Source organism: Streptomyces sp. NPDC004609, assembly GCF_042873655.1.
In the GTDB taxonomy this organism is placed as follows: domain Bacteria; phylum Actinomycetota; class Actinomycetes; order Streptomycetales; family Streptomycetaceae; genus Streptomyces.
Window position 1 is genome coordinate 252550 of sequence record NZ_JBIALS010000004.1, and the last position, 20643, is coordinate 273192.

The window sequence follows — 20643 nt, forward strand, 5'->3', positions numbered from 1 at the left end:
GCCGTCCTGTTTGCCACCAGGGATGGGTAAATCCCGGGGTCACCGCCGGCGGCCCCGGGATCCGCGCGTCCGCAGGCGGGGCCACCGCGCGTACCCGGCGGGTCCGGGGCCGGCCGCGACACCGCCGCCCGCCCCGGGCCCTGCCCCGGCCAACCGCCCTCGGAGGGGCCGTTCAGAGGGTCTTCCCGGAGACCGGCACCGGGCCCACGATCAGGCCGTCCTCGAAACGGTCCACCCGCACGGTGTCACCGTCCGTGACCTCACCGGCGAGGATCTCCTTGGCGAGCCGGTCGCCAATCGCCGTCTGGATCAGCCGCCGCAGCGGCCGTGCGCCGTACGCGGGGTCGTTGCCCTCGTCCGCGAGCCACTCCAGCGCCGCGGGCGTGACGTCCAGCGCCAGCCGGCGGTCGGCCAGCCGCCGCGCGAGCCGGTCGATCTGGAGCTTCGCGATGTGCTCCAGCTCGCCCTTGGTGAGCGCGGAGAACACCACCAGATCGTCGAGCCGGTTCAGGAACTCCGGCTTGAAAGAGGCCCGTACGACCTCCAGGACCTGCTGCTTCTTCTCCTCCGCGCCGGTCAGCGGCTCCACCAGGAACTGGCTGCCCAGATTGGAGGTGAGGATCAGGATCGTGTTGCGGAAGTCGACCGTCCGGCCCTGGCCGTCGGTGAGCCGGCCGTCGTCGAGGACCTGGAGCAGGATGTCGAAGACCTCCGGGTGCGCCTTCTCCACCTCGTCGAGCAGGACCACGCTGTACGGACGGCGGCGCACGGCCTCGGTGAGCTGGCCGCCCTCCTCGTACCCGATGTAGCCGGGAGGGGCGCCGACCAGCCGGGCGACGCTGTGCTTCTCGCTGTACTCCGACATGTCGATCCGGACCATCGCCCGCTCGTCGTCGAAGAGGAAGTCCGCGAGGGCCTTCGCCAGCTCGGTCTTGCCGACACCGGTCGGGCCGAGGAAGAGGAAGGAGCCGGTGGGCCGGTCGGGGTCCGCGATCCCGGCGCGTGAGCGCCGCACCGCGTCGGACACCGCCCGGACCGCCTCGGTCTGGCCGATGAGCCGGCGGCCCAGCTCCTCCTCCATCCGCAGCAGTTTCTGGGTCTCGCCCTCCAGCAGCCGCCCGGCGGGGATCCCGGTCCAGGAGCCGACCACGTCCGCGATGTCGTCGGGGCCGACCTCCTCCTTGACCATGGTGTCGGTACGGGCCTCCGCCTCGGCCTCCGACGCCTCGGCCAGCTCCCGCTCCAGTGCCGGGATCTCCCCGTACAGCAGCTTGGAGGCGGAGTCGAAGTCGCCGTCGCGCTGGGCGCGTTCGGCCTGACCGCGCAGCTCGTCCAGCTTCTCCTTCAGCTCACCGACGCGGTTGAGGCCCTCCTTCTCCTTCTCCCAGCGGGCGGTGAGACCGCGCAGCTCCTCCTCCCGGTCGGCGAGGTCGCGGCGCAGCTTCTCCAGGCGCTGCCTGGACGCGGGGTCGGACTCGTTCTTGAGCGCCAGCTCCTCCATGCGCAGCCGGTCGACGGCGCGCTGCAGCTCGTCGATCTCGACCGGGGAGGAGTCGATCTCCATCCGGAGCCGGGAGGCGGCCTCGTCCACGAGGTCGATGGCCTTGTCGGGCAGGAACCGCGAGGTGATGTAGCGGTCGGAGAGGGTGGCCGCCGCCACCAGCGCCGAGTCGGCGATCTGCACCTTGTGGTGGGCCTCGTAGCGGCCCTTGAGCCCGCGCAGGATGGCGATGGTGTCCTCGACGGTCGGCTCGGCGACCAGCACCTGCTGGAAGCGCCGCTCCAGCGCCGGGTCCTTCTCGATCCGCTCGCGGTACTCGTCGAGCGTGGTCGCGCCGACCATCCGCAGCTCGCCGCGGGCCAGCATCGGCTTGAGCATGTTGCCCGCGTCCATGGCGGAGTCGCCGCCGGCGCCCGCGCCGACGACCGTGTGCAGCTCGTCGATGAAGGTGATGATCTGGCCGTCGCTCGCCTTGATCTCGGAGAGGACGGTCTTCAGCCGCTCCTCGAACTCACCCCGGTACTTCGCGCCCGCGACCATCGCGCCCAGGTCGAGGGCGACGAGCCGCTTGTTCTTCAGCGACTCGGGGACGTCGCCCTTCACGATCCGCTGGGCGAGGCCCTCCACGACGGCGGTCTTGCCGACGCCGGGCTCGCCGATGAGGACGGGGTTGTTCTTGGTGCGCCGGGAGAGCACCTGAACCACCCGGCGGATCTCCTGGTCACGGCCGATGACCGGGTCGAGCTTGCCCTCGCGGGCCGCGGCGGTGAAGTCCGTGCCGAACTTCTCCAGCGCCTTGTACTGTCCCTCGGGGTCGGGTGTGGTCACCCGGCGTCCTCCCCTGATCGTCTCGAAGGCTTCGAGCAGCTTCTTCGCCGTCGCGCCCTGTTCGCCCAGCACCTCCGCGGCCTGTCCGCCCTTGTCGGCGAGGCCGATCAACAGATGCTCGGTGGAGAGGTAGTCGTCTCCCAGCTCCTTGGCGTACCGTGCGGCGTCCGCGATGACGGCGAGGAACTCGCGGTTCGGCTGCGGCGGCGCGACGGTGGAGCCGGTGACGCTGGGCTGCGCGGCCAGAACCCGCTCCGCCCCGGCCCGTACGACGGCCTGGTCGGCCTCGACGGCGGCCAGGAGGTCGACGATGTTCGCGTTGTCCTGCCCCGTCAGCAGCGCCATCAGCAGATGCGGGGGAGTCAGATCGGGATGCCCCGCGGACACCGCCCGGCTGGTGGCGGCGTTGATGGCGTCCCGGCTCTTGTTGGTCAGCTCGGCGTCCACGTGCGGTCTCTCCTCCTGGCTCTCGACACGGGTTGACTGCTCTCGAACATGACTGCCCTCGAACGTCCCAAATGCTGACTCAGTCAACCTGCACAAAGTTGAGTCTATTCCACTCAACTGTATCCGCGCCACCGCCTCCGTCCCTACTCTGGGGCCATGGCCCCAGCAGACGTACACAGCCTCGGCCCCGACTACCTCGCGTTCTGGCGCGAATACCATCTGTGCACCCTCACCACACTGCGGCAGGACGGCAGCCCGCATGTCGTTCCGGTGGGTGTGACCCTCGACCCCGGGGAGGGCATCGCGCGGATCATCACCAACAAGGGCAGCCGGAAGGTGGCCAACATCCTGGGGTCGGCGCGGGAGGGCGGCGCGCGGGTGGCGGTGTGCCAGGTGGACCGCGGACGCTGGGCGACGCTGGAGGGCTCCGCGCGGGTGCGGACCGAGCCGGACGTGGTCGAGGACGCGGTACGCCGCTACGCGGAGCGCTACGGGCGGACGCCGGGGCCCAACCCGGACCGGGTGGTCATCGAGATCACGGTGAGCCGGGCGCTCGGCCGGGCCTGAGGGCCCGCCGGCCACGGCCTGCGGGCGCAGCACAGCGGCGCCATCGCGTTTCAGGTCCGCGATGGCGCCGCTGTGTGGGGGAAGTGCCGGAGCGACTTGGTACGACGGGGGAATCGCTCAGGCACTGCGGGGGGTGGCGGTGGTGGTGTCGGGCTCGGCCATCTGATGGTCGCGCTGGTCCAGGTTGACAAAAATCATGCCGTACCGGATGGCACAGCCGACGGGCTGCGGTGCACCGCGCGGCCGTCGCAGGCACCGGTATGCGCGGACGTCCTCGTCCTCCTCGCGGGCCACGACGATGGGCTCTCCGAACAGGGTCACCATCAACGAGTCGCCACGGTGGGGAATCGCCGTGACGAGGTCGATGAAGTGCCACCCCGAGCGGTAGGCCGTGGCCATCTCACGCCGGAAGACCCGGTCGTCCGGTGGAACGGTCATGCTTCCGAACCTTCGGGAGAGAGCTCCCAGGAGGGCTCACCGGACAGCACTCGAGCCGGCGCGCCGCCTTCCCGGGAGGTGACCGCGGGAGCGGACTCCCACGAGGGCTCACCCTGGGTCACCGCCACCGTCGGGACGGAGTCGCCTTCCCCGGAGAGCTCACCGCCGGCAGCCACCGCGCCGAACGCGGCCGCCGCCATGGCAAGGGCACATAGAGCACGTACCGTCCTAGACATGGGTGATCTCCACCTCATTTGATCATTCGTCCTCCCCCGCGAATAAGACGATGTCTCACTCCGAACGCTTGCACCAGCGACCGCAGGCATCATGTTCCTGTATTGCAGGAACATGAGGGGGTACATATGACGTCTATTGAGGGCGAACACGGACACCCTCACGCAGACGGCAAGCTGTGCGAGGCGGGAAAAAGTCTTTACATCACCGCTCTGCGCACCGGGCGTATCGCCCGGTCAGAAGCGGAATCCACACCGTGTCTCTTCGACCTCGCCCTGCTCGACCCGGATCCCTACGACGGTCAGTGGTTGCGACCCGTCCCGCCGACGACCGCTCTGTCACAGTTGATTCACCCCATCGAGCGGGAGATCCAGGAGCGCAGACGGCGGGCGGTCGCCCTCGCCGACGCTCTTGAGCCATTCATGGCCTTCACCGCTCAGAATTCCACCGTCCCGCAGGGGATAACCGTCCTTGAGGGCCTCAACCGCATCAACGCGACACTCGATCAGGTCACCGCCGGGTGCACGCAGGAGCTTCTCACCGTCCAGCCCGGCAGCGGGCGCCAGCCGCACTCCCTGGAGAAGGCGCTGCGGCGAGTGGAACCCCTGATCGAACGGGGTGTGCGCATGCGCACGCTCTATCAGCACACCGCCCGGCACCACCCCGCCACGCTCTCCTACATGGAGAAGGTGGCGCCCTCCGGAGTGGAGGTGCGCACCCTGGAGGAGATCATCGACAGGCTGATCATCGTCGACCGGCAGGTGGCCTTCATCCCGGCGAGCACCGACCGGCTCTTCGCGCTGGAGCTGCGGCACAAGGGGATCGTCGAGTATCTCGTCGGCGTCTTCGAGCAGTTCTGGCTGCACGGACTGCCGTGGGAGCAGCCGATCTCGTACGGACCCGACCTGGACGGCGTCACGGGTGTGCAGCGCTCCATCGCCAAGCTGCTGGTGGAGGGGCACGTGGACGAGGCGATCGCCCGCCGGCTCGGGATGAACGTCCGGACCTGCCGGGCCCATATCGCCAAGCTCGGGTCGTCGCTCGGCAGCGGCAGCCGGACCCAACTGGGTTATCTCATCGCCCAGTCGGGCATTCTGGAGCCCGATTCCTGAAGCCGCGGCCCCTCAGGAGCCCCCACCCGGGACGGGGGCCCTTGCGGGGCGGGCGGTTTCCGGTCGAACAGCGGGAGGCGCCCCCGCGCCCGGCTCCGCGCCGCAGGTCCGGGGCCGCAGAAGCTCGTCTGGCGGCACGGGGGCGGCGGGTACTCCCACGGGCCGCACAGGCGTACGACAGCCTCACAGGGGCAACACAGGCCCCACCAAGGGCCTTTGAGGCCCGGCCCGCTCCATCCGCTCGGCGGGGAAGGGCCGTTGAGGGCCCCATCGCCCGTACGGCACCCGGCGGAAGGGGCCCTTCGAAGCGCTACTCGCTCCGCTTGGGGCGCCACACCACCAGCGCGCTCGCCTGCTGCACGTCCTGGTACGGCACCAGATCGCGCCGGTACGAGGCGTGCACCTGGGCCTCGCGCTGCCGCATCGCCGCCGCCGCGGCCTCGACCGCGGCCGACAGCTCGGCGACCCGGGACTGCAGCGCGGCGACCTGGTTCTCCAGCTCGATGATGCGCTTGATCCCGGCGAGGTTGATGCCCTCGTCCTGCGACAACTGCTGGACGGTGCGCAGCAGTTCGATGTCGCGGGCCGAGTAGCGCCGACCCCGGCCCGCGGTGCGGTCCGGGGAGACCAGGCCCAGCCTGTCGTACTGCCGCAGGGTCTGCGGATGCAGCCCCGAGAGCTGGGCGGCCACCGAGATGACGTACACCGGCGACTCATCGGTCAGCTGATAGGGGTTGCGGCGCCTTCCGTCCATGGGGTTCTCATGCTCCCTTCGCGGCCTGGAACAGCTCGGCCCTCGGGTCCTCGTCCGCGGTGGCTTCGCGGTACGCCTCCAGCGCTTCCTTCGCCTTGTCGCTCAGATCCTCGGGAACCGCGACCTCGACGGTGACCAGCAGGTCACCCCGGGTCCCGTCCTTGCGGACGGCCCCCTTGCCGCGGGCGCGCATCGTCCGTCCGTTGGGGGTGCCGGCGGGCAGCTTCAGCGTCACCGGGGGGCCGCCGAGCGTGGGCACCTTCACCTCGCCGCCGAGCACCGCCTCGGTGTACGAGACGGGCACGGTGACCGTGAGATTGTCGCCCCGGCGGCCGAACACGGGGTGCGTGCCGACATGGACGACCACGTACAGATCGCCGGCGGGACCGCCGCGCTCACCGGGGGCGCCCTTGCCGCGCAGCCGGATCCGCTGGCCGTCGGAGACGCCCGCGGGGACCCTGACCTGCATGGTGCGCGAGGAGCGGGCACGCCCGCTGCCCTTGCAGACATCGCAGGGGTCCTGCGCGATCAGCCCCCGGCCCTTGCAGTCGACGCACGGGTCGGTCAGCGAGAAGGAGCCGCTGCCGCCGCGCGAGACCTGTCCGGTGCCGACACAGGTCGGGCACACCCGGGGCGTGCCGTTCTTGTCGCCGGTGCCGGAACACGCCTTGCACGGCGCCGAGCTGGACATCCTCAGCGGGACCGTGGCCCCGTCGACCGCCTCGGTGAAGCTGAGCGTGACCTCCGACTCGATGTCCTGGCCGCGGCGCGGCTGGACCCGGGTGCCCGTCGCCGTACCGCGGTTGAACAGGCCGCCGAAGACATCGCCCAGGCCGCCGCCGAAGCCGCCGGCTCCCTGCTGGCCCCCGGCCGGGGCGCCCCCGAAGAGGTCGCCCAGGTCGAAGTTGAAGGAACCGCCGGCCGCGCCGGGACCCGGCCGGAAGCCGCCGTTGCCGAAGAGGGCGCGGGCCTCGTCGTACTCCTTGCGCCGCTTGGGGTCACCGAGGATGTCATTGGCCTCGGAGACCTCCTTGAACCGCTCCTCGGCCTTGGCGTCACCCTTGTTGGCGTCCGGATGGAACTCGCGGGCGAGCTTCCGGTACGCCTTCTTGATCTCCGCCTCGGTGGCGTCCTTGGGGACGCCGAGGACCTTGTAGTAGTCCTTCTCGACGAAGTCCTTCGTGCTCATCGACGTCCCTCCTTCCGGACTGTCCTCCGGACGCTCACTGCCTCAGCCGCGTCAGCCCTCGTCCGGGCCACCGCTCTCCTCGCCGTCAGCCGCCGTCCCCTGGGTGTCCTTGGCGTCTTTGCCGTCCTTGGACTCCTTGCCGGAGGCGGGGGCCGCGCCCGGCTGGGGCTCGGCCACCGCCACCCGCGCGGGACGGATGGTGCGCTCGCCGATGCGATACCCCGGCTGGAGCACCGCGACGCACGTGGTCTCGGTGACATCCGGCGCGTAGCTGTGCATCAGCGCTTCGTGGATCGTCGGGTCGAAGGGCTCGCCCTCCTTGCCGAACTGCTGGAGGCCCATCTTCGCCACCGCCGTCTCCAGCGATTCGGCGACCGACTTGAAACCGCCCACCAGCTCCCCGTGGTCACGGGCGCGGCCGATGTCGTCGAGCACGGGCAGCAGCTCGGTCAGCAGGGTCGCCGTGGCGATCTCCTTGACCGTGATCCTGTCGCGCTCCACACGGCGGCGGTAGTTCTGGTACTCGGCCTGAAGTCGCTGGAGGTCGCCGGTGCGCTCACCGAGCGCCGTACGGACCTGGTCCAGCTCGGCCGTCAGACCGGTGATCTTGGCTGCGTCCCCTGCCGGGGCCGCCTTGTCCTCCTTGCCGGAGGACGCGGCGGTCTCGGCGGCGTCGTCAGGTGTGGCGCCGGAAGGAACGTCGGACTTCTCGTCAAAGCCCGGAGTCTCCTCCGTCACGCCGCACCACCCTTGGCGTCCTTCTCGTCGTCGACGATCTCGGCGTCCACGACATCGTCCTCGGCCTTCGCCTGGCCGGCGCCGGCGCCCGCGTCACCCTGGGCGTCGCCCGCGGGCTGCTGCGCCTGGGCGTCGGCGTACATCGCCTGGCCGAGCTTCTGGGAGACGGCCGCGACCTTCTCGGTGGCGGTGCGGATGTCGGCGATGTCCTCGCCCTTGAGCTTCTCCTTCAGCTCGCCGACCGCGGCCTCCACCTCGGTCTTCACCTCGCCCGGGACCTTGTCCTCGTTGTCCTTGAGGAACTTCTCGGTCTGGTAGACGAGCTGCTCGCCCTGGTTGCGGGTCTCGGCGGCCTCGCGGCGGCGGTGGTCCTCGTCCGCGTACTGCTCGGCCTCCTGGCGCATGCGGTCGACCTCGTCCTTCGGCAGCGAGGAGCCGCCGGTGACGGTCATCTTCTGCTCCTTGCCCGTGCCGAGGTCCTTCGCGGTCACGTGCATGATGCCGTTGGCGTCGATGTCGAAGGAGACCTCGATCTGCGGGACACCGCGCGGCGCCGGCGGCAGACCGGTCAGCTCGAACATCCCGAGCTTCTTGTTGTACGCCGCGATCTCGCGCTCGCCCTGGTAGACCTGGATCTGCACGGACGGCTGGTTGTCCTCGGCCGTCGTGAAGATCTCGGAGCGCTTCGTCGGAATCGTGGTGTTCCGCTCGATGAGCTTGGTCATGATGCCGCCCTTGGTCTCGATACCGAGGGACAGCGGGGTCACGTCGAGGAGCAGGACGTCCTTGACCTCGCCCTTGAGGACACCGGCCTGGAGCGAGGCGCCGATGGCGACGACCTCGTCCGGGTTCACACCCTTGTTGGCCTCCTTGCCGCCGGTCAGCTCCTTGACGAGCTCGGCGACGGCGGGCATACGGGTCGAGCCGCCGACGAGAACGACGTGGTCGATCTCGGAGAGCGCGATGTTCGCGTCCTTGATGACGTTGTGGAACGGGGTCTTGCAGCGCTCCAGCAGATCGGCCGTCAGCTGCTGGAACTGGGCGCGCGTGAGCTTCTCGTCCAGGTGCAGCGGGCCCTCGGCGGACGCCGTGATGTACGGGAGGTTGATCGTCGTCTCGGTGGAGGACGACAGCTCGATCTTCGCCTTCTCCGCGGCCTCGCGCAGACGCTGGAGAGCCATCTTGTCCTTGCCGAGGTCCACTCCGTGGCCGTTGGCGAACTGCTTCACCAGGTAGTCGACGACACGCTGGTCCCAGTCGTCACCACCGAGGTGGTTGTCACCGTTGGTGGCCTTGACCTCGACGACACCGTCACCGATCTCCAGGAGGGACACGTCGAAGGTGCCGCCACCGAGGTCGAAGACGAGGATGGTCTGGTCGTCCTTGTCCAGGCCGTACGCCAGGGCGGCGGCGGTCGGCTCGTTGACGATGCGCAGGACGTTCAGACCCGCGATCTCACCGGCCTCCTTGGTGGCCTGGCGCTCGGAGTCGTTGAAGTACGCCGGGACGGTGATCACCGCGTCGGTGACCTTCTCGCCGAGGTAGGACTCCGCGTCCCGCTTCAGCTTCTGCAGGATGAACGCGCTCATCTGCTGCGGGTTGAAGTTCTTCCCGTCGAGCTCGATCTTCCAGTCGGTGCCCATGTGGCGCTTGACCGACCGGATGGTCCTGTCGACGTTGGTGACCGCCTGGCGCTTGGCCACCTCGCCGACCAGCACCTCACCGTTCTTCGCGAAGGCGACGACGGACGGCGTGGTCCTGGCACCCTCGGCGTTGGTGATGACGGTGGGCTCGCCGCCCTCCAGAACGCTGACGACGGAGTTAGTCGTGCCCAGGTCGATGCCGACCGCACGTGCCATGTCAATTCCTCCAGCTGACTACTTGAGTGGATCTGGCTCAAGGATGCACGACCACCCGCTCGGAGTCAAAGGACCTGAGTCGACCACACTCAACTTTTATCCAGCACTTATCCGCACCCTCGATCCGGACCTCGGCATTCCGGCCTGGTCCGGGCCGGTCCGACCCGCCTGCGCCCAGCCCGCGCCCGGGGTCCTGCAAGCACCGCGCGGACGCTCCTCGTGCACCACGCGCGCGTGGCGCACGAGCCCCACCGGCACACATCTGCGAGAGTCAGGCACCGCAAGTACTTCCAAATGCCTCAGAACACTACAGAGGCAGTAAAACCGGAACGGCACCCACGGCGCGTACGGGCCGCGCAGGTGCAGGTGCACGAGGGACGGGCGGCGAGCGATGGGGCGCGTGAACGAGGGAGCCGCGGCGGACCCGGGTCGCGCGCCGGACCACCCGCGCGCGACGGCGACGGGCCGTGGCCGCCTGCCGGACCGGGGCTGCCCACCGGACCGCACCCGGGACCGCACTCGCGCCACGGACCGCGCACGCGTCCCCCTGTCCGCCAAGCGAGCCGTCGATCTCCTGGCCTCCGTCACCCTTCTGCTCCTGCTCGCCGTACCGCTGCTCGCCCTCGCCGCCACGGTCGCCGCGACCTCGCGGGGCCCCGTCCTCGTCCGCCGGGAGCGGGCGGGTCTGGACGGCCGCCCGTTCCCGATGCTGACGTTCCGGACGGCTCCCGCCACCCGGGTCGGCCGCCTGCTGCACCGCCACTACCTGGACCATCTGCCCCAGCTGCTCAATGTCGTACGCGGCGAGATGTCCCTGGTGGGCCCCCGGCCGCTGACACCGGAGCGGACCGCCGCACTCACGGGCGCGGACCGGGTCCGGACGGCCGTACGCCCGGGAGTCACCGGCCTGTGGCAGATCGGCGGGCGCACCGGGCTGCCGTGGGAGGAGATGGCCGTCCTGGACGCCCACTACGTGCGCGAGCACTGGCTGGGAATGGACCTGGCGATCCTGGCCCGGACCCTGCCCGCGACCGCCCGCGGCCGGGGCCCGCGGCGCGCTCCCCGGCTGAGGCAAGCCTGAGCGACACAGATCACCGGCCGGGTAACTACAGTGCGGAGACAGAAGTGGGTAGTCTCAGCACGGACTGATTAAGTTACCGCTTAGTAGAGCAATAGTGACGCAGCACACGATGCTTGATCGTCCTGGCTGTGCTGGATTTGTCCCTCCTGTCGCTCACCCCCTCGCAGGCCCGAGGAGCCCGAAATGCAACTCGCCGCGATCATCGTGTCGCTGGTCCTGACGGTGGTCGGCGTTGCGCTCATCGCCCGAGCCGTCGCGCAGATCTACCGGTTCGTGAGGCTCGGCCAGCCCGTGCCTGCGGGCAGCCGCACCGATGCCCCCAAGCAGCGCACGATCACCCTGGTCAAGGAGTTCCTCGGCCACACCCGGATGAACCGGTGGGGCATCGTGGGCTTCGCCCACTGGTTCGTCGCGATCGGCTTCCTCACGCTGCCGCCGACCCTGCTCCAGGCGTACGGCCAGCTCTTCAAGGCCGACTGGGTGCTGCCGGTCATCGGCGGCTGGGTGCCGTTCGAGATGTACATCGAGTTCATCGGCCTGATGACCGTGGCGGGCATCCTCGTCCTGATGGCGATCCGGCTGCTCAGCCTCCCCTCCCGGGCCGGCCGCAAGTCCCGCTTCGCGGGCTCCAAGGCATGGCAGGCGTACTTCGTCGAGTACGTCATCCTCACCATCGGTCTCGCGATCCTCGCCCTGCGCGGGCTGGAGGGCGCGATCCACCACATCGACGGCTACGAGGCCTCGTACTTCGTCTCGTACCCGCTGGTCCTGCTCTTCGACGGGCTGAGCGTCCCCACGCTCCAGACGCTGATCTACTTCACCGCGATGGTCAAGATCGGCGTCTCCCTGATCTGGGTGATCACGGTCTCGCTCAACACCAACATGGGTGTCGCCTGGCACCGCTTCCTCGGCTTCCCGAACATCTGGTTCAAGCGGAACGCGGACGGCGAGGTGGCGCTCGGAGCGCTGCGACCGATGACGACCGGCGGCAAGGAGATCGACTTCGAGGACCCGGGCGAGGACGACGTCTACGGCGTCTCCCAGGTCGAGCACTTCTCCTGGAAGGGCATCCTCGACTTCTCCACCTGCACCGAGTGCGGCCGCTGCCAGTCGCAGTGCCCCGCCTGGAACACCGGAAAGCCCCTCTCCCCCAAGCTCCTGATCATGTCCCTGCGCGACCACGCGCACGCCAAGGCCCCCTACCTCCTGGCCGGCGGCGGCAAGACCATGGAGGGCGAGGAGAAGGCGTCCGCCGAGCAGCTCGCCGGCGTCCCCGCCGCCGCGCTGGCCGAGGCCGAGCGCCCGCTGATCGGCACGCTGGAGGAGAACGGCGTCATCGACCCGGACGTGCTGTGGTCCTGCACCACCTGCGGCGCCTGTGTCGAGCAGTGCCCGGTCGACATCGAGCACATCGACCACATCGTCGACATGCGCCGCTACCAGGTGATGATCGAGTCCGCGTTCCCGTCCGAGGCGGGCACGATGCTCAAGAACCTGGAGAAGAAGGGCAACCCCTGGGGCCTGGCGAAGAAGCAGCGCCTGGAGTGGACCAAGGAGGTCGATTTCGAGGTCCCGGTCGTCGGCCAGGACATCGAGGACCTCACCGAGGTCGACTATCTGTACTGGGTCGGCTGCGCGGGCGCCCTGGAGGACCGCGCCAAGAAGACGACGAAGGCCTTCGCCGAGCTCCTCCACATCGCGGGCGTGAAGTTCGCGATCATGGGCGGCGAGGAGAAGTGCACGGGTGACTCACCCCGCCGTCTCGGCAACGAGCCGCTGTTCCAGCAGCTCGGCCAGGAGAACGTCATGATGCTGAACATGGCGTTCGGCGAGTCCTTCGACGACGAGGGCGAGGTGGACGAGTCGACGAAGAAGCCGAAGTCGGCGAAGAAGATCGTCTCGACCTGCCCGCACTGCTTCAACACCATCGCGAACGAGTACCCGCAGCTCGGTGGCGAGTACGAGGTCATCCACCACACGCAGCTGCTCCAGCACCTCATCGACGAGGGCCGCCTGCTCCCGGTGACCCCGGTCGACGGCCTGATCACCTACCACGACCCCTGCTACCTCGGCCGCCACAACAAGGTCTACACGCCCCCGCGCGAGATCATGTCCGCCGTCCCCGGCCTGCGCCAGCAGGAGATGCACCGCCACAAGGAACGCGGCTTCTGCTGCGGCGCCGGCGGCGCGCGCATGTGGATGGAGGAGCGGATCGGCAAGCGCATCAACAACGAGCGCGTCGACGAGGCCCTGTCCCTCAACCCCGACATCGTCTCCACGGCGTGCCCGTTCTGCCTGGTCATGCTCACCGACTCGATCAACGGCAAGAAGAACGAGGGCCGGGCGAAGGAGAGCCTCCAGGTCGTGGACGTGGCACAGCTGCTCCTCGACTCGGTGAAGACACCCCCGGCCGACCCGACCGAGTCGCAGTCTCCGGAGGACGCGCCGGAGCCGGAGCCGGTGACGTAGGGCGACGTTCACGCGTTCGGTCCCGTACCGGCGTACCGCCTCCTCCCTTCTGCGGAGACGGACGGGCCCGCTCATCCACCCGAGCGGGCCCGTCCGCTTTTCCCGGGGTGCGGTGTTCCGGGTCCCGGGCGCGGGCCTGGGACCCGGGTGCGGGCCTGGGACCCGGGTGCGGGCCCGTGCTCCGGCCCCGGGCGCGGCGCCGGACGGAGACCCGCGCTCCGGAACACCGGGCACGGCGCGGGAGTCCGGACCCTCGGGACAACCCCCCGGGGACCCCCTAGGGGATGTCACAGGTCGGCCGCAAAGGGCCACCCCGCGCTGTCCGGCCGCACCGCCGCACAGCGGGACCGGGTACGTTCGCATACGTGGCTGGATTCAGGATCGGACGCGGCCGGGACAACCGCACGCAGCAGCAGCAACCGCAGGCACCGCCGCCTCACGGGCAGCAGCCGTGGCCTCCCCAGGCGGGCGGCGGCCACCAGGGCGGGCACCCCGGCGGGGGCCATCCCAGCGGACAGCAGCCCCAGGACCCGTACGGAGAGCCGCAGTACTACGGCGACCCCTACCAGCAGCAGCACCAGGGCGCCCCCTACCAGGACCCGTACGCCAACAACCCGGGCCACACCCAGGTGTTCAGCACCAACGACCCCTACGGCCAGGGCGCGACCTACCAGGCGGGCAACGCCCCCGCCGCCCCCGCGGGCCCGCGGCTGCACTGGAAGCAGCTGCTGAGCGGCATCGTCCTGCGCCCGGGCCAGACCTTCCTCCGGATGCGGGACTACCCGGTGTGGGGCCCGGCGCTGGCCGTCACCTTCCTCTACGGCCTGCTGGCGATCTTCGGCCTGGACAAGCCGCGTGAGGAGACGATCAACGCGACGCTGTCCACGGCGATCCCGTTCGTCCTGACGACGGCGGTGGCGTTCGTGGTCGGCGGCATGATCCTGGGCGCGGTCACCCACACCCTGGCCCGCCAGTTCGGCGGCACGGGCGCCTGGCAGCCGACCGTCGGCCTCTCCATGCTGATCATGGCCATCACGGACGCCCCGCGCCTCGTCTTCGCCCTCTTCCTCGGCGGCGAGAACTCCCTGGTCCAGCTGATCGGCTGGGCGACCTGGCTGGGCGCGGCCGCCCTGTTCACGACGATGGTGAGCAAGTCGCACGACCTGCCGTGGCCGAAGGCACTGGGTGCGTCCGCGATCCAGCTGATCGCGCTGCTGTCGATCATCAAGCTCGGCACGATCTGACCCGGCCGGGGCTCCCCCGGTCGGCGTCCCGTCCGGCGGAGCCGCGCCGGGCGGAGGTCAGGCGTCGAGGACCTGTCCCTGACGGCGTACGACGGGCGGCTCCACGGACCAGGGGAAATTGATCCAGTCGTCGGTGCGCTTCCACACGTACTCGCACTTCACCAGCGAGTGCGACTTCTCGTAGATGACCGCGGAGCGCACCTCGGCGACATGGTCGAGGCAGAAGTCGTGCACCAGCTTGAGCGTCTTGCCGGTGTCGGCGACATCATCGGCGATGAGGACCCTCTTGTTCGAGAAGTCCACGACGTTGGGCACCGGCGCCAGCATGACGGGCATCTCCAGCGTCTGCCCGACCCCGGTGTAGAACTCGACGTTGACCAGATGAAGGTTCTTGCAGTCCAGGGCGTACGCCAGCCCGCCGGCCACGAAGACCCCGCCGCGCGCGATGGACAGCACGATGTCCGGCCGGTACCCGTCGTCCGCGACGCTCTGCGCCAGCTCCCGGATCGCGGTCCCGAACCGCTCGTACGTCAGGTTCTCCCGAACACCGCCCACAGCCGTCACACCTGCGTCCGGTGGAAGTTCTGGAACGACCGCGAGGCCGTCGGCCCCCGCTGCCCCTGGTAGCGCGACCCGTACCGCTCGCTCCCGTACGGGAACTGCGCGGGCGAACTCAGCCTGAACATGCACAGCTGGCCGATCTTCATGCCCGGCCACAGCTTGATCGGCAGGGTCGCGAGATTCGACAGCTCCAGCGTGACATGCCCCGAGAACCCCGGGTCGATGAACCCGGCGGTCGAGTGCGTGACCAGCCCGAGCCGCCCGAGCGAGCTCTTCCCCTCCAGCCGGGACGCCAGATCGTCGGGCAGCGAGATGACCTCGTACGTCGACGCCAGCACGAACTCGCCGGGGTGCAGGATGAACGCCTCGTCCCCCTCCGGCTCGACCGTACGCGTCAGATCGGCCTGCTCCACGGCGGGGTCGATATGCGGATAGCGGTGGTTCTCGAACACCCGAAAGTAGCGGTCGAGCCGCACATCGATACTCGAGGGCTGCACCATGGATTCGTCGTACGGGTCGATGCGCACCCGTCCGGCGTCGATCTCGGCCCGGATGTCCTTGTCTGAGAGAAGCACCCCCCGAGGATACGCAGAGCGCACGGAGCCACCCCACTCGGACGGCCCGTGCGCCCCCACGGCACGCTACCGACCGGCGCGCGCCCTGCCCGCGTGTGTCACTTGGCGGCCTCCACCGGAACGACATTGCGCAGCCGCGCACAGCGCGGACACCTGATGAGCCTCCCGGGCCCGATCCGCCGGGCCCCGAGCTGCTGCATCGGCAGCGAAGCAGTGGTGAAAACGTGCCCCTCGGCACAGCGGACGACGGTGCGCTCCATCAAATCCATCGGGTCCCTTCCCCAACAAATGCGGACGAACGCCCACATTAAGGTATGAACCCGCCCCACCGTCGAACGGCACTCCGCCCGCCACGCTACGCCTCAACTCCCCACCCCCGCACCCTCATCCGCTCCCTTCCCCCCGCCGGATCCCGCACCGGATCTCCACGGGATCTCCCACCCGGCCGCAGCCCTCTCAACCGCTCCCACGCCCCCTCTCGCACCCCCGGCCGACCCACCCGGACAACACTCAGGCCCCTCGGAGTCACACTCCGGGGGCCTGCGATGGGGTAGAGTGAGCGGCGCTGCGGCCGTCGATCGTCGGCCCGCTACGCGGGTGTAGTTTAATGGTAGAACATGAGCTTCCCAAGCTCAGAGCGCGAGTTCGATTCTCGTCACCCGCTCCATAGACAAAGGCCCTGGTCAGCGACCGGGGCCTTCATTGTTGTCTAGACCATTTCAGGCATCGCGCACCAGATCTGCACCAGAAGGCCGGTCACGGCCCTTCTGACGGGCCGCCCGCACAAGCTGATCGAGCCCGCTCGCGACTTCCTGCTGACGGTCGAGATCCGAGTGTTGATAGATCAGCGCCGCCCGCTCGGACGACTGTCCGGCCCGCACCATCGTGTCCTTGAGGGTGGCTCCGGAACGGGTCGCCAGGGTGTGCCCGGTGTGACGAAGGTCGTAGAAGCGGAAGCCAGCAGGAAGGCCGACGGTTCCGCGCGCCTTCCGCCACTTCCGCCCGAAGGTGGACCGCCGGAACGGCTTGCCCCGCTCGCCGACGAACAGCAGCCCGTCCGGCCCTTTCTCCGCGTACCAAGCCAGATGCCGTTGGAGATCAACACTCAGGAAGGCCGGCAGAACCACGACCCGCTTACCCGCGTCGGACTTGGTCGGCCCCTCAGCACGGCGACCGGTCGTCAACTCGGGCGCGGCCATGCGTACGCGGACGGTCATCGCATCAAGGTCGACGTCGTTGCGCCGCAGCTCTGCCAGTTCCTCCGGCCGCATCGGTCCGTATGCCCCGAGGAAGACCATCAGCCGCCAGCGAGGCCCGAGAGCATCGGCGAGCGCGTCGACCTGGTCCACGGTGGCGATCTGCCGTTCCGCGGACGACTCCTTGCCCGCACCTCTGATACGACACGGATTCCGCCGGATCAGTTCGTCATCTGCGGCCGTCTCCATGATGGCTTTGAGCAGCCGGTACGACTTGGCCACGGTCGTCTCTCCGGTCGCCTTGCGCCGCTCCGCACGCCAGGTGCGGACACGAGGAGCCGTGATCTCGTCGAGGTCCAGGCCGCCGAAGGTGGGCAGGATGTGCAGTCGCAGAAGCCGCCGGTACAACTCTTCGGTGGTCGCCGACAGACCCCGCTCATCGACCCAGCCCAGTGCATAGCCCTCGAAGTTGACCGCTCCGGCGTTCGGATCCCGCCAGTCGCCGCGTGTCAGGTCCGCTTCGATCTGGGAGAGCCAGACCTCGGCAGCCGACTTGGTCTCGAAGGTCTCCAGCGCCCGGTGTTCCTGCCCGCCCTTGTCGAGGTAGCTCGCCGTCCACCTGCCCGAGCGGTACTGACGCACGGCGCCGAAACGACGGCGGGTTCCCTTCTTGTTGCCCATCAGGCAGCCCTCCCGTAGCGCCTCGATCGGCGACGGATGAGGGGCTGGACCGTGTTGCCCTCGATAAAGCCCGCCAGGGCCGATTCGGGGATGCGGACATGCCGCCCGACCTTGACGAAGGTGATCCGGCGCTCGGCGACCAGGCGGCGCGGGAAGCGCTCGGTGGTACCGAGGCGTTCGGCGACCTGGGCCACGCTGAGAAGTCGCTCTGTCATCGGGTTGGCTCTCCTTCCGTGCCGGGGGCGGGTTCGAGGGATGCGGTCAGCCATTCCTCTGTGTCGGTGAGGCCGGTTCCGGCGAAGAACCAGTGGGCGAGGACGTATGTCGTCTCCTCGGGCCGGTCGTTGCCGTCGAGTGCTTGGGCGCGGCGCCATTCGGTGCGGGCGTCGCGGAGGGCGCCGAGGGTGGTGGAGTAGCGGCGGGATTTGGTGGAGAAGTGGCCGCGGAAGCCGAGCATGTGGGCCCAGGCGCGCAGGCGGAGGTGTTCGAGGTCCTTGCGGGCGCCGAGGGTCCAGGCGGTGTTGATGAGTCGGCGGGCGTGGTCGGTGAGGTCGAGGTGGGCGAGTTCGGCGGCGAACTTCAGCGGCCGGTCGAGAGTGCCGGTCGCGGCTTCGGCGCCCTTGGTCGCGTACTTGGCGATGTACGCGGCAACCGCCCGGTCGGTCAGCTCCGTTCCGCCGTCGAAGTCCGTCGACCGGATCACCCGTACGTCGAGCTGTCGGCCGAAGGCGAAGACATGTGCCCGCCCGTCGACGACTGGGCCGTCCACTCGCGCCAGGGCAGCGGCGGCGCGGATCGCGTCGGTGAGGAGTTCGGGCGTCGCCCATGCCGGGGGCGGGGAGTCACTACCGTCGGGGCCGTCGAGGCGGATCACCGCGTGGAAGTGCACGGCCCCGCGCCGCTGGTATTCGGCGACTTTGGCGAAAGAGACGCGGGCGTGGTGGCGGAAGTCACGCTGAGTGAGTCCGGCACGCCTGGCGATCTCCCGGCGAAGGTAGATGGAGAACCGCCGCCAGAGTGCTCCCGCGTGCGCGTTCCAGAGCACGGCGGCTTCGTAGTCGTACGTCTCCGGGTCGAGGGGTGTGCCGAGGGCCGGGTCATCGGGTGTGTGGGCGGTTCCGCAGCGGCAGGCCGGGCGGCCGGAGGGGCGGTTGTGGACCGGGCCGAAGCCCGGAGCCGTGAAGGTCGCGAACACCCGGGGGTGCGTGGCCACGGTCTCGGGGGTGCCTTTGCCGCCCCGCAGACCGGCGGTGATCAGGTGGTACGTGTCGCGGCGGTAGGTCTCGGCGCAGGACGTACAGCGGGTGGTCCGGCGGTTGTTGCAGCGGATGAGCAGGCTTCCGGCCGGAAGGTCCCCGGAGTCGAGGTGGTGGAGGACGCGGCCGATCTCTCCGGTCCGGGTGTCGAGTTCGTGTTCGGTGCGGTGACCGTCGAGGCGGATCGGGTTGGCGCAGCCGCCGAGGCCGCGCAGCTGTCGTACGAGGGCGGGCAGTGTTCCGAGGGCGGCGAGCGTGCCCAGTTCGGCGAGTGGGACGGGTGTGCGTCCGGTAGTAATGGAGCTGTCCTTTCGGCTTCGGTCGTGAGGTCGGCGCCTGCCGGGGCGGCGGATGCTTGGCGGTATCGAGGCCGCCCCGGCAGGCGGGTCAGCGCTTGTGCGCTCCGGTGAGCAAGGAGCGCAGGACCAGGGCCGCGATGGAGACGGCAACGGCTGTCAGGGCGACGGTGGCCAGCAGCGCGGTGAGCACGACACCGAGCACGGCCACGGCGGCGGCAGCGCCGACCCAGGGTGCGATCTGCCGGCCGGGCGCGACCGGCGCAGGCGCGTGGTGCTGGCAGGCGCACGCCGTCACGGCCGGGTGAATCGGGGCCGCGATGTGAACGGCAGTGGGGACGGGCGGCGCGTCGGGCAGTTTCGGGCGGAGCAACATGGCTGGTCCTCCTTTTACTTGGTGGAGCCGTTGACGATGTCGACGCCAGACTTGCTGCCCGACTCGATCGCGGGGGCGAGGAAGGTGTGGGAGAGCCAGAAGCCGAAGAGGGCGATCACGACGGCGACCCACAGGCGGATGCCGAGGAACTTGATCGCGGCCCAGGCGATGACGCCCAGGACGGCGACGAGCGGAAGACTCACGGTCACGGCTGTCTCCTCAGCGGACGGCGCAGCGGTGGGTACGGGCTGCCAGTTCGGCGGCGGCTCGGCTGTCGTATTCGGCCGAGAAGCCGCAGCGGGGAGCCGTGCAGGCCGCGGTGTGCTTCTCGCGGCCACGGGTGTCGTACGAGGTCCCGACTTGTACGGGTCCGATGTGGACGACTCGGCGGAAGCGGCGGTTCGAGGTGGTCACGGGCGGGGTTTCCCTTCTTGGATGAAGTCGTTGGTGTGGTCGATGAGCCAGCGGCGGATCTCGGCGCCTTCCTGTTCGTCGGCGTTGAGGATCACCGGTTCGGCGATGAGCAGGGCTTCGCTGAAGTGGTTCTGCCGGGTGAGTTCGGCCGCGCGCTGGAGTGCGCGGAGGGTGGACGGTCGCAAGGGCTGTTCCTTGTGGACGAGGTCAGTTGGCGAGTCGGGAGGCGATGGCTTCGGCGAGCGGAGCCGGTACGCCGAGGCGGGCGCGAAGGGTGGCCGTATCGATGGGCGCCCCGGTACGGGCGTGGTGTTCGGTGGCGATCTTGCGGGCGTGGTCGACGAGGGCGGCGGGAACGGGCGGGTAAGGCTGTACGGGTTCCGGTGCGGGTGTCGGCTCGACGGCAGGCGGTTCGGGCAGCGGTTCCGGCTGTGGCTCGGGTTCCGTCGCAGGTTCCGCACGGTCGGTTCCGTGGGCGAGGAGCGTGCCGCCGAGGAAGGCAACCGCGGGCCAGCCCGCCACGAGGATGCGGAGCCAGGCCGGGACGTCGTCGAGGTCGAGGAGCCCGGCGGTGGCGACGTTCGCCCCGAGGCTCGCGGCGAGTGCGACAAAGAACCAGCACCAGCCGGACGCCTTGGCCCCGCCGGAGCGGATGCGCCGCCAGGCAGCGACCATGAGCAGGTCGACGCTGACGGGATACGCCCATGCCTTCCAGCCGGACTGTCCGGCGGCGACCGCCAGGTCGTGCAGGTGCGCGAAGGACAGGGCGGCGGCGATCACCGCTTGGATCAGTACCGCGTCGATCCGGAAGGGCAGCAGGCGCACGC

The 20643-nt window shown here is 69.7% G+C and carries 22 protein-coding genes and 1 tRNA gene; 6 read left to right on the forward strand and 17 right to left on the reverse strand.

The genetic code is table 11. The features are described from left to right. Positions 1-172: 172 nt before the first annotated feature. Positions 173-2776, reverse strand: a complete 2604-nt coding sequence (gene clpB, locus ACFYT4_RS05840) for an ATP-dependent chaperone ClpB (protein WP_389265628.1) — start codon at positions 2774-2776, stop codon at positions 173-175. A 156-nt stretch (positions 2777-2932) separates the two neighbouring features. Between clpB and ACFYT4_RS05845 the strand changes: the two genes are divergently transcribed. Continuing rightward, positions 2933-3343, forward strand: a complete 411-nt coding sequence (locus ACFYT4_RS05845) for a pyridoxamine 5'-phosphate oxidase family protein (protein WP_389265630.1) — start codon at positions 2933-2935, stop codon at positions 3341-3343. Positions 3344-3460: 117 nt separating this feature from the next. On the opposite strand, the gene ACFYT4_RS05850 is transcribed toward ACFYT4_RS05845, so the two are convergent. After that, positions 3461-3781, reverse strand: coding sequence for a (2Fe-2S)-binding protein (locus tag ACFYT4_RS05850; RefSeq protein ID WP_389265632.1), 321 nt, complete (start codon positions 3779-3781; stop codon positions 3461-3463). A gap of 362 nt (positions 3782-4143) precedes the next feature. Here ACFYT4_RS05850 and ACFYT4_RS05855 point away from each other — a divergent pair, with 362 nt between their 5' ends. Then, positions 4144-5127 carry a helix-turn-helix transcriptional regulator gene (locus ACFYT4_RS05855; protein WP_389265634.1) on the forward strand — a complete coding sequence of 328 codons (984 nt, stop codon included), beginning with the start codon at positions 4144-4146 and terminating at the stop codon, positions 5125-5127. 310 nt (positions 5128-5437) lie between these two features. Here the strand turns inward: ACFYT4_RS05855 and ACFYT4_RS05860 are convergent, their stop codons facing one another. The 4 genes from ACFYT4_RS05860 to dnaK are packed head-to-tail and all read right to left on the reverse strand — an operon-like array spanning position 5438 to position 9667. Next, positions 5438-5881: a heat shock protein transcriptional repressor HspR gene (locus tag ACFYT4_RS05860; RefSeq protein ID WP_389265636.1), complete on the reverse strand. Its 444-nt coding sequence runs from the start codon at positions 5879-5881 to the stop codon at positions 5438-5440. A 7-nt stretch (positions 5882-5888) separates the two neighbouring features. Continuing rightward, positions 5889-7070: a molecular chaperone DnaJ gene (gene dnaJ, locus ACFYT4_RS05865; RefSeq protein WP_389265638.1), complete on the reverse strand. Its 1182-nt coding sequence runs from the start codon at positions 7068-7070 to the stop codon at positions 5889-5891. A 51-nt stretch (positions 7071-7121) separates the two neighbouring features. After that, positions 7122-7808: a nucleotide exchange factor GrpE gene (grpE, locus tag ACFYT4_RS05870; RefSeq protein ID WP_389265640.1), complete on the reverse strand. Its 687-nt coding sequence runs from the start codon at positions 7806-7808 to the stop codon at positions 7122-7124. Continuing rightward, positions 7805-9667 carry a molecular chaperone DnaK gene (gene dnaK / locus ACFYT4_RS05875; protein ID WP_389265642.1) on the reverse strand — a complete coding sequence of 621 codons (1863 nt, stop codon included), beginning with the start codon at positions 9665-9667 and terminating at the stop codon, positions 7805-7807. The genes grpE and dnaK overlap by 4 nt, the downstream gene beginning before the upstream one ends. A gap of 391 nt (positions 9668-10058) precedes the next feature. Here dnaK and ACFYT4_RS05880 point away from each other — a divergent pair, with 391 nt between their 5' ends. The 3 genes from ACFYT4_RS05880 to ACFYT4_RS05890 all read left to right on the forward strand — a co-directional run bounded on the left by ACFYT4_RS05880 (position 10059) and on the right by ACFYT4_RS05890 (position 14461). Then, a complete protein-coding gene (locus ACFYT4_RS05880) occupies positions 10059-10748 on the forward strand; it encodes a sugar transferase (protein ID WP_389265644.1) in 690 nt (229 codons plus the stop codon). Between the two features lie 183 nt (positions 10749-10931). After that, a complete protein-coding gene (locus ACFYT4_RS05885) occupies positions 10932-13217 on the forward strand; it encodes a (Fe-S)-binding protein (protein WP_389265646.1) in 2286 nt (761 codons plus the stop codon). A gap of 365 nt (positions 13218-13582) precedes the next feature. After that, complete coding sequence (locus tag ACFYT4_RS05890) at positions 13583-14461, forward strand: Yip1 family protein (RefSeq protein WP_389265648.1); 879 nt, start codon at positions 13583-13585, stop codon at positions 14459-14461. 57 nt (positions 14462-14518) lie between these two features. Here the strand turns inward: ACFYT4_RS05890 and ACFYT4_RS05895 are convergent, their stop codons facing one another. The 3 genes from ACFYT4_RS05895 to ACFYT4_RS05905 form a co-directional block, all read right to left on the reverse strand. Next, entirely contained in the window at positions 14519-15016 is a 498-nt protein-coding gene (locus ACFYT4_RS05895; RefSeq protein ID WP_389265650.1) for a phosphoribosyltransferase, read from the reverse strand. Positions 15017-15021: 5 nt separating this feature from the next. Continuing rightward, complete coding sequence (gene dcd, locus ACFYT4_RS05900; protein ID WP_389265652.1) at positions 15022-15597, reverse strand: dCTP deaminase; 576 nt, start codon at positions 15595-15597, stop codon at positions 15022-15024. Positions 15598-15695: 98 nt separating this feature from the next. After that, complete coding sequence (locus ACFYT4_RS05905) at positions 15696-15866, reverse strand: hypothetical protein (RefSeq protein ID WP_389265654.1); 171 nt, start codon at positions 15864-15866, stop codon at positions 15696-15698. Between the two features lie 324 nt (positions 15867-16190). Between ACFYT4_RS05905 and ACFYT4_RS05910 the strand changes: the two genes are divergently transcribed. Continuing rightward, positions 16191-16264 (forward strand) — tRNA-Gly (locus ACFYT4_RS05910). A gap of 52 nt (positions 16265-16316) precedes the next feature. Here the strand turns inward: ACFYT4_RS05910 and ACFYT4_RS05915 are convergent. From ACFYT4_RS05915 to ACFYT4_RS05950, 8 genes are all read right to left on the reverse strand, one after another. Then, on the reverse strand, positions 16317-17474 hold the full coding sequence (locus ACFYT4_RS05915; RefSeq protein ID WP_389265656.1) for a tyrosine-type recombinase/integrase: 1158 nt from the start codon (positions 17472-17474) through the stop codon (positions 16317-16319). Further along, positions 17474-17689 carry an excisionase family DNA-binding protein gene (locus ACFYT4_RS05920; RefSeq protein WP_389265658.1) on the reverse strand — a complete coding sequence of 72 codons (216 nt, stop codon included), beginning with the start codon at positions 17687-17689 and terminating at the stop codon, positions 17474-17476. The genes ACFYT4_RS05915 and ACFYT4_RS05920 overlap by 1 nt, the downstream gene beginning before the upstream one ends. Continuing rightward, entirely contained in the window at positions 17686-18966 is a 1281-nt protein-coding gene (locus ACFYT4_RS05925; protein ID WP_389265784.1) for a replication initiator, read from the reverse strand. Before ACFYT4_RS05925 ends, ACFYT4_RS05920 begins: the two co-directional genes overlap by 4 nt. A gap of 151 nt (positions 18967-19117) precedes the next feature. Further along, positions 19118-19402 (reverse strand): SpdD protein, encoded by a 285-nt coding sequence (locus ACFYT4_RS05930; protein ID WP_389265660.1) that lies wholly within the window; start codon positions 19400-19402, stop codon positions 19118-19120. Between the two features lie 14 nt (positions 19403-19416). Beyond that, the gene (locus ACFYT4_RS05935) at positions 19417-19611 is read right to left on the reverse strand and encodes a hypothetical protein (RefSeq protein ID WP_389265662.1); all 195 of its coding nucleotides are present in this window, start codon (positions 19609-19611) and stop codon (positions 19417-19419) included. 10 nt (positions 19612-19621) lie between these two features. Continuing rightward, a complete protein-coding gene (locus ACFYT4_RS05940) occupies positions 19622-19816 on the reverse strand; it encodes a mobile element transfer protein (RefSeq protein WP_389265664.1) in 195 nt (64 codons plus the stop codon). Continuing rightward, complete coding sequence (locus ACFYT4_RS05945) at positions 19813-20001, reverse strand: hypothetical protein (RefSeq protein WP_389265666.1); 189 nt, start codon at positions 19999-20001, stop codon at positions 19813-19815. The genes ACFYT4_RS05940 and ACFYT4_RS05945 overlap by 4 nt, the downstream gene beginning before the upstream one ends. A gap of 22 nt (positions 20002-20023) precedes the next feature. After that, the gene (locus tag ACFYT4_RS05950; RefSeq protein WP_389265786.1) at positions 20024-20641 is read right to left on the reverse strand and encodes a DUF2637 domain-containing protein; all 618 of its coding nucleotides are present in this window, start codon (positions 20639-20641) and stop codon (positions 20024-20026) included. Positions 20642-20643 lie beyond the last annotated feature (2 nt).